Raw genomic sequence first — 11,391 nt, 5'->3', positions numbered from 1 at the left:
TCGGACAAAAAATCTACGCCAATCTGACGGACTTCATTTTATCAGCGATTCCTAAGAACAAAAAAAGGCGGCTGCGTCAGCAGTCGTCTTTTTGCTTGCAAATATGGCGGAGAGGGTGGGATTCGAACCCACGGTGCGTTGCCGCATCACCGGTTTTCAAGACCGGCTCCTTAAACCGCTCGGACACCTCTCCGTGTGGAGCGTAGCTATTGTATCAGAAATTACGGAGTGCTGTCAAGCCTTTGCCGCGCAAGGAGCAGCGCACCGACCACAAGCCCCACGAGTGCGGGAACAATCCAGCCCATGCCGATCTCCGCAAGAGGGAGGGAATCGCCGAGTGCACGCAGGAGTTCCACTGCGGGAATCATGTCCTGCACGGTGGGCGGCAGGGCACGCAAAAAGTCAAACGCTGCCGCGCTGCCCGTGCCGATGATCGTGCAGACATAGAGCGGGCGATGATAGCCGACTACGCCCTCAATGAGACAGAGTGCAATGATGGCGATTGCGAGTGGATAGAGGAAATAGAGCACGGGTAGCGAGTATGCAATGATCTTGCTCAACCCGACATTCGAGATTGCAAAGGAAAAGAGCGTAAAGAGAACAACGTATTTCGGATAGGGCAGGGAGCGCGGGAACAGCTCGGAAAATGTTGTGCTGCATGCCGTGACAAGACCGATTGCGGTCTTGAGGCAGGCACACGCAATTGTGATCCCGAGCAGGATGCCGCCGAACGCACCAAAATAGTGCGCTGCGATATGGGCGAGTACATCGCCGCCGTTCGTATCCAGCCCGTAGACGGTGCGGCTCTGTGCGCCGACGTATGTGAGTGCAAGATAAATGAGTGCCATGAGCGCGGTGCTAAACGTACCGGAGACGATTGTACTGTAGGAAAGATCGCGCGGCTCGGACAGACCGAGGCGTTTGATGGCATTTACAAGAATGTTGCCGAACGCGAGCGCGGCGAGCACATCCATCGTATTATAGCCTTCGAGCAGCCCTGTAAAGAAAGCGTGCTGATCATACGCGCCTGTTGGCATCGCATCCGATACGGCCGCCATCGGGAACAGCATCGCCGTCACAATCAGAATGCCGAGGAAAAGCAAAAAGAGCGGATTGAGTACCTTGCCCACCCAGATGAGAATGCCCGAGGGACGCAGCGAGAAATAGAGAACAAAGGCAAAGAACAGCAGGGTAAAGGCGAGCAGACCGATTGTCTGCGTCTCAGCCGCAACGAACGGCACTGCTCCGACTTGAAACGAGACGGTTGCCGTACGCGGAATTGCAAAGAGCGGACCGATGCAGAGATAGAGTGCGCAGATGAACGCATAGGCGAAACGGCGGTCGATCTTCATCCCTATGTCAAAGAGGCTTTCGCTTGCCGTGATGCTGATTGCTGCGATGCCGAGCAGCGGCAGTCCGACCCCCGTGATGCAGAACCCGATGAGAGCGGGCAGCATAGACCCGCCTGCCTGCTGGCCCATTGCGGCGGGAAAGATGAGATTGCCCGCGCCGAAGACAAGACCGAAGAGCATGGATGCAACAAAGATATATTCCTGTTTTTTGAGACGGCGTTTCATCTATAGAGACTTCCTTTATAAAAAAATAAATGTTATAAAAATTTTGATGAAGAAATTATAACAGGGAACGAAGGAATTTGTCAAAGCCGAAAGAAATTGCTATAATAGGAAAGTGTGATTCGGCGCAGAAGAGGAGATGGCAGGATGCGCATTGCTCTGTTTGACTCGGGGATTGGCGGGCTGACGGTGCTCAGCCATGCACGGCGGGTGCTTCCGTCCGAGGAATTTCTGTTCTTTGCCGACCGCGATCATGTGCCGTACGGGACGAAATCCGTTCAGACTGTGCGGGGATACGTTCATGCGGCGTTTCGCTTCCTCGTTGAAAAACAGCAGGCGGACGCCGTTGTTGTTGCGTGCAATACGGCGACATCGGTCGCTGTGGAGGAGATGCGGCAAATCTACGATGTGCCGATCATCGGCATGGAGCCGGCGGTCAAAAAGGCTCTCGCCCAGGACGCCAAGCGGCGCGTGCTCGTGACGGCGACACCGATCACCATTCATGGCGAAAAGCTGCGTCGCCTCGTCTCGGCACACGATCCGAACCAGCTCATTGACCTCCTCGCACTGCCGCGTCTCGTGGAGTTTGCCGAGCACAGGGAGTTTGTCTCCCCGCGTGTGGAGGAATATTTGTGGAATGCTCTCGCCCCCTATGATCTGCTGAAGTACTCGGCGATTGTGCTTGGCTGCACACATTTCAACTACTTCAAGGACACATTGCGTGCTCTTCTGCCAAAGACGGTTGGTTTTGTCGATGGCAACGAGGGGACGGTCGAGGAGCTGGCGCGGCGGACGGGGCTGACGACGGTTTTGGCGGAGGAGCAGACGGCACCGTGCAGATTCTTCGAGTCGGGCCGAGCTGTGACAGGTACGGAGTCACTGGCGCGTATTGAGAGCTATCTTGCACGTGCCGCGCGCATGGAGCAGATTGTTTGAAAGAAGGGGGCATTCATGCCGATTCGTGTGGAACATCGGGTGAACTTTTACGATACGGATGCGATGGAGGTCGTACATCATGCGAACTACATTCGCTGGTTCGAGATCGGGCGCGTCGCCTACCTGCGCCGCATCGGCATCACGCTCGGCGCACTGATGGACGCGGGCTATGTCTTTCCGATTACAAAGGTCGGTGCACAGTTTCATGCACCGGGACGCTTCGACGACGATCTCGTGATCGAGACCACGGCGACGGCGCTTACAAAGGCGAAGATGGCGTTTTCCTATCGTATTTTGAATGCGACGGGCACGCTGCTCGTGACGGGCTTTTCGGAGAACGTGTTCACCCTGCGCGAGACGGGGCGCATCACGCGTTTGCCGAAGGAGTTCTATGAGCCGCTCGCGGCGGCGATGATCGCGGAGAAAGAAGGACGGGACATTGGATATTGAATTTATATGGTGGACATATTGGCTGCTTGCACTGTTGGTTTTTTTTGAGCTCGGGAAAAAGGCGTTTTTTTCCTATTTCGGAGCGGAGAAGATCGTGCTGAAAAAGGAGGAGATGACAAAGTTTGCCGTGGTCGAACGTACACCGGAGAAGCTTGTGATTGGTGCGACAATGCCCGTGAAAAATGAGGGCGAGCAATGCGGTGTCATCATGGATGCGATCCTGCGCGTGCAGCTGCCCTATGAGCAGTACGACGGTGCACTGGTGCGCGGCAAGGTAGAGCTGGAGGGTGCGCCGCGCGAGGACAACTACTTCGAGGCGATGGTCATTCAAAAAGAAGAGCAAATCAATTTGGTTCTCAAACTCTCCATCGAGGGACGCAAGGGGAATACGCTCGAAGAGGCGATTGCACATATGGTAGATTTCCGTATGGATCTTATCTATCAGGAGGCGGGACGCATTCCGGCGCATTATTCCAAACAGATCTTGAAGATCACGGGGGCGGAGATCGCCGCGCTTGCGGGTGTTGCACTCGTGCAGGAAGGAGGACGAAAGAATGGCTGAGATCAAGATCCTTCCTGTTCCAACACGCATTCTGACGGATGCAGACGATATTGTGGACGCGATTGAATACTATGCGGGTGCGCAGGTGACGGCGGATGATCTCGTCTGCTGTGCTGAGAGCGTGGTTGCCGTGACACAGGGGCGCTTTGTCCGTCCGGAGGAACTCCATATTTCTGGCATGTCGAAATTTCTGTGCCGTTTTATCCCTGACTATGGCAGCCTTGCAACGCCGCATGGGATGCAGGCGCTCATGGATGTGGAGGGCAAGTGGCGCGTTACCGCCGCACTTTTTGCAGGCTTCCTCGGGAAACTCGTCGGCAAAAAGGGGCTGTTCTATCAGTGGGGCGGCAAGGAGGCGGCACTTATTGACGACGTGACGGGCACAATGCCGCCGTTCGACAAGGTGATTGTCTACGGCCCTGCCGAGCCGGAGCAGGTCGCCCCACGCATTCGTGACCGCGTGGGGGCGTTCGGTGGCATGATCGCGGACGTGAACGATCTGAAGCGTTCGCGTGTGGTCGGCGTGTCGGACGGTGTGAACGGAGAGCTTGCGTCACAGCTCCTGCTCGATAATCCGTTTGGCAATGCCTCGCAGAAAACACCGATCTGCATCATCAAGAACTATCGGCAGTATCAGGAGAGTAATCGGACGTAAGTTCATGGCGCCCCTTCCACCATGCTGCGCATGGTTTCCCTCCCCCGTTTCGACGGGGGAGGCTTTGCATTATGGAATTCCACAAAGGAGAAAAACATTCATGCCAAGAAGAGATCTGAGGCGTGCCGATCAGCTGCGCCCTGTGCGGATTGAGCGCGGCTATCAGCGTTACCCCGCAGGCTCTGCGCTCATCGAGACGGGACACACACGCGTTGTGTGCGCCGCGACCGTGGAGGAGCGTGTGCCGTTTTTTCTGAAAGGCTCAGGGACGGGATGGGTGACAGCAGAGTATTCCATGCTGCCCGGCGCGGGGACGGAGCGCACGGCGCGTGAGGCGATGCGCGGGCATCAGACAGGACGCACGCAGGAGATTCAGCGACTCATCGGACGTGCTCTGCGCACCGTTGTTGACACGAAGGCACTCGGGGAGCGCACGATTCACATTGACTGCGACGTATTGCAGGCGGATGGGGGGACGCGTACCGCGTCGATTACGGGGGCGTTCGTCGCGCTCGTGGAGGCGTGTGCGACCTTCTACACGAAGCGGGGGATCTTTCCCGTGCGCGACTATGTAGCGGCGGTCAGCGTCGGTGTCAATGCGGAGAACACGCCGCTGCTCGACATCTGCTATGAGGAGGATTCGACCGCGATGGTCGACATGAACCTTGTCATGACGGGCGCGGGTTCGTTAGTCGAAGTGCAGGGAACGGGAGAGGGGCGCGCATTCACCCGCGCAGAGATGAATGTCCTCCTTGATCTCGGCGAACGCGGCATACGCACGTTGATTGAGTATCAGAAAGAAGCACTCGGCGCGACGCTCTCATGGCTGCCGGGACGGGAGGGATAATATGGGAGAAAAGATCATACTGATTGCCACATCAAATAAGGGCAAGGTGCGTGAGATGGAGAAGGCATTCGAAGGCCTGCCTGTGCGTCTCGTGCCGCTCTCGCACATCCGTGAAGTTTTGCCGGATGCGGGGGAGATCGAAGAACCGATTGAGGATGGAGCGACTTTTCTGGAAAACGCACGGATTAAGGCTCATTACTACCGGGAGCGGACGGGGCTTGCTGCGCTTGCCGATGACTCGGGACTCTCGGTGGAGGTGCTGGACGGTGCACCGGGTGTTTTCTCTGCGCGCTATGCGGGCGTGCATGGCGACGACGCGGCGAACAATGCAAAGCTGATTGCGGACATTCGGGCGCGCGGCACGGAGAATGCCGCCGCTGCCTATCACTGTGCGCTTGTACTTGTGTTTGAGGATGGGCGGGAGCTCGGTGCAGAGGGGACGTGTACGGGATTCATCCGCCCTGAGGCGCGCGGGAGGGGCGGGTTTGGCTATGATCCGCATTTCTACCGTGCAGACGGACGTTCGATGGCAGAGCTCTCGCGCGAGGAGAAACATGAGATCAGTCATCGCGGTGCGGCACTCGACATGATGAAACAATTGCTGATGGAAAGAGGTGTCGTGTGAGAATCGGAATCGTCAGTGACAGTCATGGCGACACGAACATCTTCGAGAAGATGCTTGCCGTGCCTGGGGCTGCAGAGGCGGAGATGTGGCTGCACGCCGGGGATTTTGCACCCGATGCGGATGATTTGGAGCTCATTTCGGGCAGACGCGTTGTGCGCGTACTTGGCAACTGTGATCTCTTCGTGGATGGTGTCTATGATGAAACGGTGGTCGAGGCCGCAGGACACCGCATCTTCCTAACGCACGGACATCTCTTTAACGTACGCTTTGACACAGAGATGCTCGCCGAGGCGGCGCGTACGGCGGGCGCGGATATTGCAGTCTATGGACATACGCATATTGCACTTGTGGAGCATGGGGATGTGACCGTGCTCAACCCCGGCAGCATCGCACGACCGCGTGATGAGCAACGCGGATCGTTCATGCTTGTGGATCTGAACGCAGGAGAAAAAGCACAGGTGAATCTCATTCGCATTTAGGAAGTCTAGTTTTCTTGACTTCCTTGTATTATCAAGGTTTCTGGTGAATAAAAAATTTTCAAAAAAATTTACGATATAAAATCCATATCTTATGATATGGATTTTATATGTATAATAACAAATACGATGCAAACAATATATTGCTTTGAGCAAAGTAATTCGATTGAAATATAAAACAATAAGATAAAAATCTAAAAGAACGATATTATTTCAGCTTGTGAATCTCATTCCCAAATTGAATGAGATTCACTTTTTTCAAGGCTTTACGCCGAATTTGAAAGACTTGAAAGCAAGAAAAAAATATGATATAGTCTAACTAACCTGTGTATAAGTTATATTTATAGGAGGGATTATTTTGCGAGAGCTAAGCGCAAAAGCAATCACGGAGAACGTCGCTGAGATGTGTAAAGAAGCGGCGTACTATCTCCCGAATGATGTCTACGAGGGACTCAAAAAGGGGCGAGAGACGGAGGAGTCACCCGTAGGAAGAGTCGTATTGGATCAGATCATTCGCAATGCTGAGATCGCACGCGAAGAAGATCGTCCCTACTGCCAGGATACGGGCATGACAATCGTGTTTGTGGAGATCGGGCAGGATCTGCACATCACGGACGGGCTCCTTGAGGATGCGATCAATGAGGGCATCGCAAAGGGCTATACGGAGGGGTATCTGCGCAAGTCGGTCGTTGCAGAGCCGCTCTTCAACCGCAAGAACACGCAGAACAATACGCCGGGTGTCATCTATACGAAGATTGTTGCGGGAGACAAACTCAGCATCACGATTGCACCGAAGGGCTTCGGTTCGGAAAACAAGTCCGGCGTCAAGATGCTTGTTCCTGCCGACGGTGTGGAGGGTGTGAAGAAGGCGGTCATGGAGATCGTTCAGCACGCAGGCCCCAACCCCTGCCCGCCAGAGGTGATTGGCGTCGGCATCGGCGGTACGATGGATCAGGCGGCGCTCCTTTCGAAGAAGGCGCTTACGCGCTCGATCGATCAGCGCCATCCGATGCCCGAGTATGCAAAACTCGAGGGTGAGCTCCTTGAGATGGTGAACAAGACGGGCATCGGACCGCAGCTTGGCGGCACGACGACCGCGCTTGCCGTGAACATTGAGTGGGGCGCGACGCACATTGCGGGCCTCCCGGTTGCGGTGACGATTTGCTGCCATGCTCTGCGGCATGCGCATCGCGTCCTGTAACAGCAGTTCCTGTGTATTATTGTTAGGGAGGAATACTCATGGCGGAAAGTATCCGTATTACGACTCCGTTCACGGAGGAAATGTCGCGTAAGCTCAAGGCGGGCGACAGCGTTCTCATCACGGGCACGATCATCAGCGCGCGCGATGCGGCACATAAGGCGATGACAGAGGCACTCGCGAAGGGGGAGCCGCTGCCCGTCGACTGGCAGGATCAGATTGTCTACTACCTCGGACCGACACCGGCGAAGCCGGGGGATCCGATCGGCTCGGCGGGACCGACGACCTCTGGTCGTATGGACGCCTATACACCGACGATGCTCGATCAGGGCATCAAGGGCATGGTAGGCAAGGGCTCGCGTTCGGCTGCGGTCGTGGAGTCGATGAAGAAGAACGGGGTCACCTATTTTGCCGCAGTCGGCGGTGCTGCTGCGCTCATCGCAAAATCCGTGAAGAAGTACGAAGTGGTAGGCTATCCCGAGCTTGGCCCGGAGGCGGTTGCAAAGCTGACGGTGGAGGATTTCCCCTGCATCGTCGTGATTGACTCCGAGGGCAACAACTTCTACGAGATGGGGCAGAAGCCCTATCGGAAACTCTAAGGCGGCTCGCATTCCGCCTCTCACATCCTCATCAACGTGTTCATGCCGATGGTTTGGCGCATGACAAATCATTCGGGGGCGCAGCCTCGGATATGCTCCGAGGCTGCGGCTCCAAAGGTCTACATATTTCAGGAGGTATGAAATGTTCCACACAACCTTTTACATGCGGCGGCTGCATTCATTGGTCGGACTCGTCATCATCGGCGTGTTCCTCTTCGAGCACGTCTTCACGAACTCAACCGTGCTGGGCGGGGCGAAGGCGTTCAATGATTCACTTGCCATGATGGAGCTCATCCCGCGTCCCGTGTTCTACGGGCTCGAGGTCTTTGCCATCGCCGTACCGATTCTCTTCCACGCAATCTATGGCATCTACATTGCGGCACAGGCGAAGAACAACCCGAGCAATTATGGCTACGTCCGCAACTGGCAGTTTGCCGTGCAGCGTTATACGGCATGGCTGCTCATCCCATTCCTCATCTGGCACGTCGGCTATATGCGTGTCTGGGAAAAGGGCGTCATGGGAACGCATATCAACTATGACCTGCTCTACACCTACTTTGTGACCGGCGACTATGCGATCCTCCACACGGTGCTGTACACGATCGGCATGCTCGCAGCGATCTTCCATTTCTGCAACGGCATTTCGACGTTCTGCATGACGTGGGGCATCGCAAAGGGACCACGTGCACAGTCTGTGATCAACGCACTGTCGATGGGTCTCTGCACGCTGATGAGTCTCATTACGCTCGCCTTTATGGCAAGCTATTTCATGTAAGAACCGCAGCAAAGGAGAGTAAGAATGGCTAAGCTACCAGAAAACAACATTGCGATCATCGGCGGCGGTCTTGCGGGACTTCTTGCAGCACTGAAGATCTGCGAGGGCGGCGGTAAGGTCGACCTCTTTTCCTATTGCCCGGTGAAGCGTTCGCACTCGCTCTGCGCACAGGGCGGCATGAATGCCTGCATGGATACGAAGGGCGAGCACGACAGTGTCTACGAGCATTTCGACGACACCGTTTACGGCGGCGACTTCCTTGCCGACCAGCTTGCGGTCAAGGGCATGGTTGAGGCGGCACCGAAGCTCGTCAAGATGTTCGACCGCATGGGTGTTCCGTTCAACCGTACGCCCGAGGGCGTACTCGATCTGCGCAACTTCGGTGGACAGAAGAACAAGCGCACGGTCTTTGCCGGTTCTACGACGGGGCAGCAGCTTCTCTATGCACTCGACGAGCAGGTGCGCCGTTGGGAGGTCAAGGGCAAGATCACGAAATACGAGTTCTGGGAATACATCCGCGCGATCAAGAACAAGGACGGCATCGTTCGCGGTCTGGTCGCACAGAACATGAACTCGAACGAGATCAAGGCATTCCCTGCGGATGTCGTCATCCTCGCAACGGGCGGCCCCGGACAGGTGTTTGGCCGCTGCACGGCATCGACCATCTGCAACGGCTCGGCGGTTTCCTCCGCATACCAGCAGGGTGCGCACATCGGCAACCCCGAGTTCATCCAGATCCATCCGACCGCAATCCCAGGCTCGGACAAGAATCGTCTCATGTCCGAGGCATGCCGCGGTGAGGGCGGACGCGTCTGGACGTACAAGGACGGCAAGCCTTGGTACTTCCTTGAGGAGATGTACCCCGCATACGGCAACCTCGTTCCGCGTGACGTTGCCTCCCGTGCGATCTTCAAGGTCTGCGTCCATATGGGGCTCGGTGTCAACAACGACCGCCGCGTCTACCTCGACCTCTCGCACATCCCTGCGGACTACCTCGAGCACAAGCTCGGCGGCATTCTCGAGATGTACTCCGAGTTCGTCGGTCAGGATCCGCGCAAGGTGCCGATGGAGATCTTCCCGTCCGTGCACTACTCGATGGGCGGCATCTGGGTCGACCGCATGCACCACACGAACATCCCCGGCCTCATGGCGGCGGGCGAGTGCGATCACCAGTACCACGGTGCGAACCGTCTCGGGGCGAACTCGCTTCTCTCGGCGAGCTACTCCGGCTACGTTGCGGGTCCTGAGGCTCTGCGCTGGGCACGCAGCGGCGAGCTCGGTACGGCACTCACGGAGGAAGAACTCGAGACGGCACGCAAGGAGTGTGTCGCGGAGTTCGACAAGATCCGCAACATGACAGGCTCCGAGAATGCGCACAAACTCCATCAGGAGATGGGCGAGATCATGTACGATTACGTCTCCATCGAGCGCGACAACAAGGGACTCGATATCTGCCTTGAAAAGCTCAAGGGCATCCTCAAGCGTTGGGATGATATTGGCGTGACCGACCATGGTACATGGGCGAACCAGGAAGCCATGTTCGTGCGTCAGCTCCGCAACATGATCCTCTATGCGATGGCGGTTACGAAGGCGGCACGCTGCCGTGACGAGAGCCGCGGCGCACATGCGAAGATCCTGCTTGACGACAAGGGCGAACGTATGACGGATGAGGCAGGTGAGCTCATGTTCTACGGCCGTGACGATGAGCGTTTCATGAAGACCTCCATCGTGGACTACGATCCGAAGACCGAGGAGCCTCAAGTCAGCTACATGGATTTCGAGCATTCGCTCATCAAGGCGCGTGCGCGTAACTACGCCGTCGCCAAGAAGGAGTAAGGGAGGATAGAAGTCATGGCAGAACAGAAAAAAGTTCGTTTTATCATCGAGCGTCAGGATGGACCGAACGAGAACCCCTATACGCAGGAGTTCGAGGTCGACTATCGTCCCGGTCTCAACGTCGTTGCATCCCTCATGGAGATCCAGAAGAACCCCGTGACGGTGGACGGCAAGCGCGTTCCGCCTCCGGTCTGGGAGTGCAACTGCCTTGAGAAGGTCTGCGGTGCGTGCATGATGGTCATCAATGGCCACGCACAGCAGGCATGCTGCGCACTGGTCGACAACCTCACGCAGCCGATCCGTGTCCAGCCGGCGCGTACGTTCCCCGTGATCCGCGACCTTCTCATCGACCGCTCGGTCATGTTCGAGAGCCTCAAGCGCATCCATGGCTGGGTCGAGGTGGACGGTACATGGGACAACAAGGATGCCCCGATTCAGAATCCGTATACGGCAGAGACGTGCTATGAGCTCTCACACTGCATGACGTGCGGCTGCTGCCTTGAGGCGTGCCCGAACGTCGGTCCGCAGTCCGACTTCATCGGACCTGCGCCGACGGCACAGACGCTTCTCTTCAACCTCCATCCGCTCGGAAAGTTCGATGCACCGAAGCGTCTCAACGCGCTGATGGAGAAGGGCGGCATCACGAGCTGCGGCAACAGCCAGAACTGCGAGCGTGTGTGCCCGAAGAGCATCAAGCTCACGCAGCACCTTGCACAGCTGAACCGCGAGGTGAACAAGCAGGCACTGCGCAATATGTTCAACCACTAATTTGCTTCCACGCACAGAGTCGAAGCATAACGAAGGGGGCTGTTGCACGAAGGTAAATTTATCTTTGTGCAACAGTCTATCTTTTCGTAT

At 56.3% G+C, this 11,391-nt stretch carries 13 protein-coding genes and 1 tRNA gene; 12 read left to right on the top strand and 2 right to left on the bottom strand.

Going from position 1 to position 11,391, the window contains the following annotated elements:
* Window positions 1-104: 104 nt before the first annotated feature.
* Together ACO6BQ_RS10200 and brnQ are read right to left on the bottom strand one after the other, a co-directional pair.
* Window positions 105-193: transfer RNA gene (locus ACO6BQ_RS10200), tRNA-Ser, on the bottom strand.
* A gap of 28 nt (window positions 194-221) precedes the next feature.
* Entirely contained in the window at window positions 222-1,577 is a 1,356-nt protein-coding gene (brnQ, locus tag ACO6BQ_RS10195; protein ID WP_489120771.1) for a branched-chain amino acid transport system II carrier protein, read from the bottom strand.
* A gap of 144 nt (window positions 1,578-1,721) precedes the next feature.
* On the opposite strand from brnQ, the gene murI reads away from it, so the two are divergent.
* The 12 genes from murI to sdhB all read left to right on the top strand — a co-directional run bounded on the left by murI (window position 1,722) and on the right by sdhB (window position 11,301).
* Window positions 1,722-2,510 (top strand): glutamate racemase, encoded by a 789-nt coding sequence (murI, locus tag ACO6BQ_RS10190; RefSeq protein ID WP_489120770.1) that lies wholly within the window; start codon window positions 1,722-1,724, stop codon window positions 2,508-2,510.
* Window positions 2,511-2,525: 15 nt separating this feature from the next.
* Complete coding sequence (locus ACO6BQ_RS10185; protein ID WP_489120769.1) at window positions 2,526-2,960, top strand: acyl-CoA thioesterase; 435 nt, start codon at window positions 2,526-2,528, stop codon at window positions 2,958-2,960.
* Window positions 2,950-3,522: a hypothetical protein gene (locus ACO6BQ_RS10180; RefSeq protein ID WP_489120768.1), complete on the top strand. Its 573-nt coding sequence runs from the start codon at window positions 2,950-2,952 to the stop codon at window positions 3,520-3,522. Before ACO6BQ_RS10185 ends, ACO6BQ_RS10180 begins: the two co-directional genes overlap by 11 nt.
* Window positions 3,515-4,177 (top strand): F420-0:Gamma-glutamyl ligase, encoded by a 663-nt coding sequence (locus ACO6BQ_RS10175; RefSeq protein WP_489120767.1) that lies wholly within the window; start codon window positions 3,515-3,517, stop codon window positions 4,175-4,177. The genes ACO6BQ_RS10180 and ACO6BQ_RS10175 overlap by 8 nt, the downstream gene beginning before the upstream one ends.
* Window positions 4,178-4,277: 100 nt before the next feature.
* On the top strand, window positions 4,278-5,024 hold the full coding sequence (rph, locus tag ACO6BQ_RS10170) for a ribonuclease PH (RefSeq protein WP_489120766.1): 747 nt from the start codon (window positions 4,278-4,280) through the stop codon (window positions 5,022-5,024).
* A 1-nt stretch (window position 5,025) separates the two neighbouring features.
* Window positions 5,026-5,649, top strand: coding sequence for an RdgB/HAM1 family non-canonical purine NTP pyrophosphatase (gene rdgB / locus ACO6BQ_RS10165; protein WP_489120764.1), 624 nt, complete (start codon window positions 5,026-5,028; stop codon window positions 5,647-5,649).
* The gene (locus ACO6BQ_RS10160; RefSeq protein WP_489120762.1) at window positions 5,646-6,128 is read left to right on the top strand and encodes a YfcE family phosphodiesterase; all 483 of its coding nucleotides are present in this window, start codon (window positions 5,646-5,648) and stop codon (window positions 6,126-6,128) included. Before rdgB ends, ACO6BQ_RS10160 begins: the two co-directional genes overlap by 4 nt.
* 355 nt (window positions 6,129-6,483) lie before the next feature.
* On the top strand, window positions 6,484-7,326 hold the full coding sequence (locus ACO6BQ_RS10155) for a fumarate hydratase (RefSeq protein ID WP_489120761.1): 843 nt from the start codon (window positions 6,484-6,486) through the stop codon (window positions 7,324-7,326).
* Between the two features lie 38 nt (window positions 7,327-7,364).
* Entirely contained in the window at window positions 7,365-7,922 is a 558-nt protein-coding gene (locus ACO6BQ_RS10150) for a Fe-S-containing hydro-lyase (RefSeq protein ID WP_489120760.1), read from the top strand.
* A gap of 142 nt (window positions 7,923-8,064) precedes the next feature.
* Entirely contained in the window at window positions 8,065-8,697 is a 633-nt protein-coding gene (locus ACO6BQ_RS10145; protein WP_069180941.1) for a succinate dehydrogenase/fumarate reductase transmembrane subunit, read from the top strand.
* Between the two features lie 24 nt (window positions 8,698-8,721).
* Window positions 8,722-10,533 (top strand): succinate dehydrogenase flavoprotein subunit, encoded by a 1,812-nt coding sequence (gene sdhA / locus ACO6BQ_RS10140; RefSeq protein WP_489120759.1) that lies wholly within the window; start codon window positions 8,722-8,724, stop codon window positions 10,531-10,533.
* Window positions 10,534-10,548: 15 nt separating this feature from the next.
* On the top strand, window positions 10,549-11,301 hold the full coding sequence (sdhB, locus tag ACO6BQ_RS10135) for a succinate dehydrogenase iron-sulfur subunit (RefSeq protein WP_069180939.1): 753 nt from the start codon (window positions 10,549-10,551) through the stop codon (window positions 11,299-11,301).
* Window positions 11,302-11,391: the final 90 nt, after the last annotated feature.

The sequence above is a fragment of the Centipeda sp. (in: firmicutes) genome (genome assembly GCF_057271695.1).
Note: the sequence above shows the minus strand (reverse complement) of the source record. Positions and strands in the feature narration are given on the sequence as shown.

Bases quoted from the DNA above. Each gene is read 5' to 3' on its own strand.
- brnQ (WP_489120771.1), bottom strand. From the start codon at position 1,577: ATGAAACGCCGTCTCAAAAAACAGGAATATATCTTTGTTGCATCCATG.
- murI (WP_489120770.1), top strand. From the start codon at position 1,722: ATGCGCATTGCTCTGTTTGACTCGGGGATTGGCGGGCTGACGGTGCTC.
- ACO6BQ_RS10185 (WP_489120769.1), top strand. From the start codon at position 2,526: ATGCCGATTCGTGTGGAACATCGGGTGAACTTTTACGATACGGATGCG.
- ACO6BQ_RS10175 (WP_489120767.1), top strand. From the start codon at position 3,515: ATGGCTGAGATCAAGATCCTTCCTGTTCCAACACGCATTCTGACGGAT.
- rph (WP_489120766.1), top strand. From the start codon at position 4,278: ATGCCAAGAAGAGATCTGAGGCGTGCCGATCAGCTGCGCCCTGTGCGG.
- rdgB (WP_489120764.1), top strand. From the start codon at position 5,026: ATGGGAGAAAAGATCATACTGATTGCCACATCAAATAAGGGCAAGGTG.
- ACO6BQ_RS10150 (WP_489120760.1), top strand. From the start codon at position 7,365: ATGGCGGAAAGTATCCGTATTACGACTCCGTTCACGGAGGAAATGTCG.
- ACO6BQ_RS10145 (WP_069180941.1), top strand. From the start codon at position 8,065: ATGTTCCACACAACCTTTTACATGCGGCGGCTGCATTCATTGGTCGGA.
- sdhA (WP_489120759.1), top strand. From the start codon at position 8,722: ATGGCTAAGCTACCAGAAAACAACATTGCGATCATCGGCGGCGGTCTT.
- sdhB (WP_069180939.1), top strand. From the start codon at position 10,549: ATGGCAGAACAGAAAAAAGTTCGTTTTATCATCGAGCGTCAGGATGGA.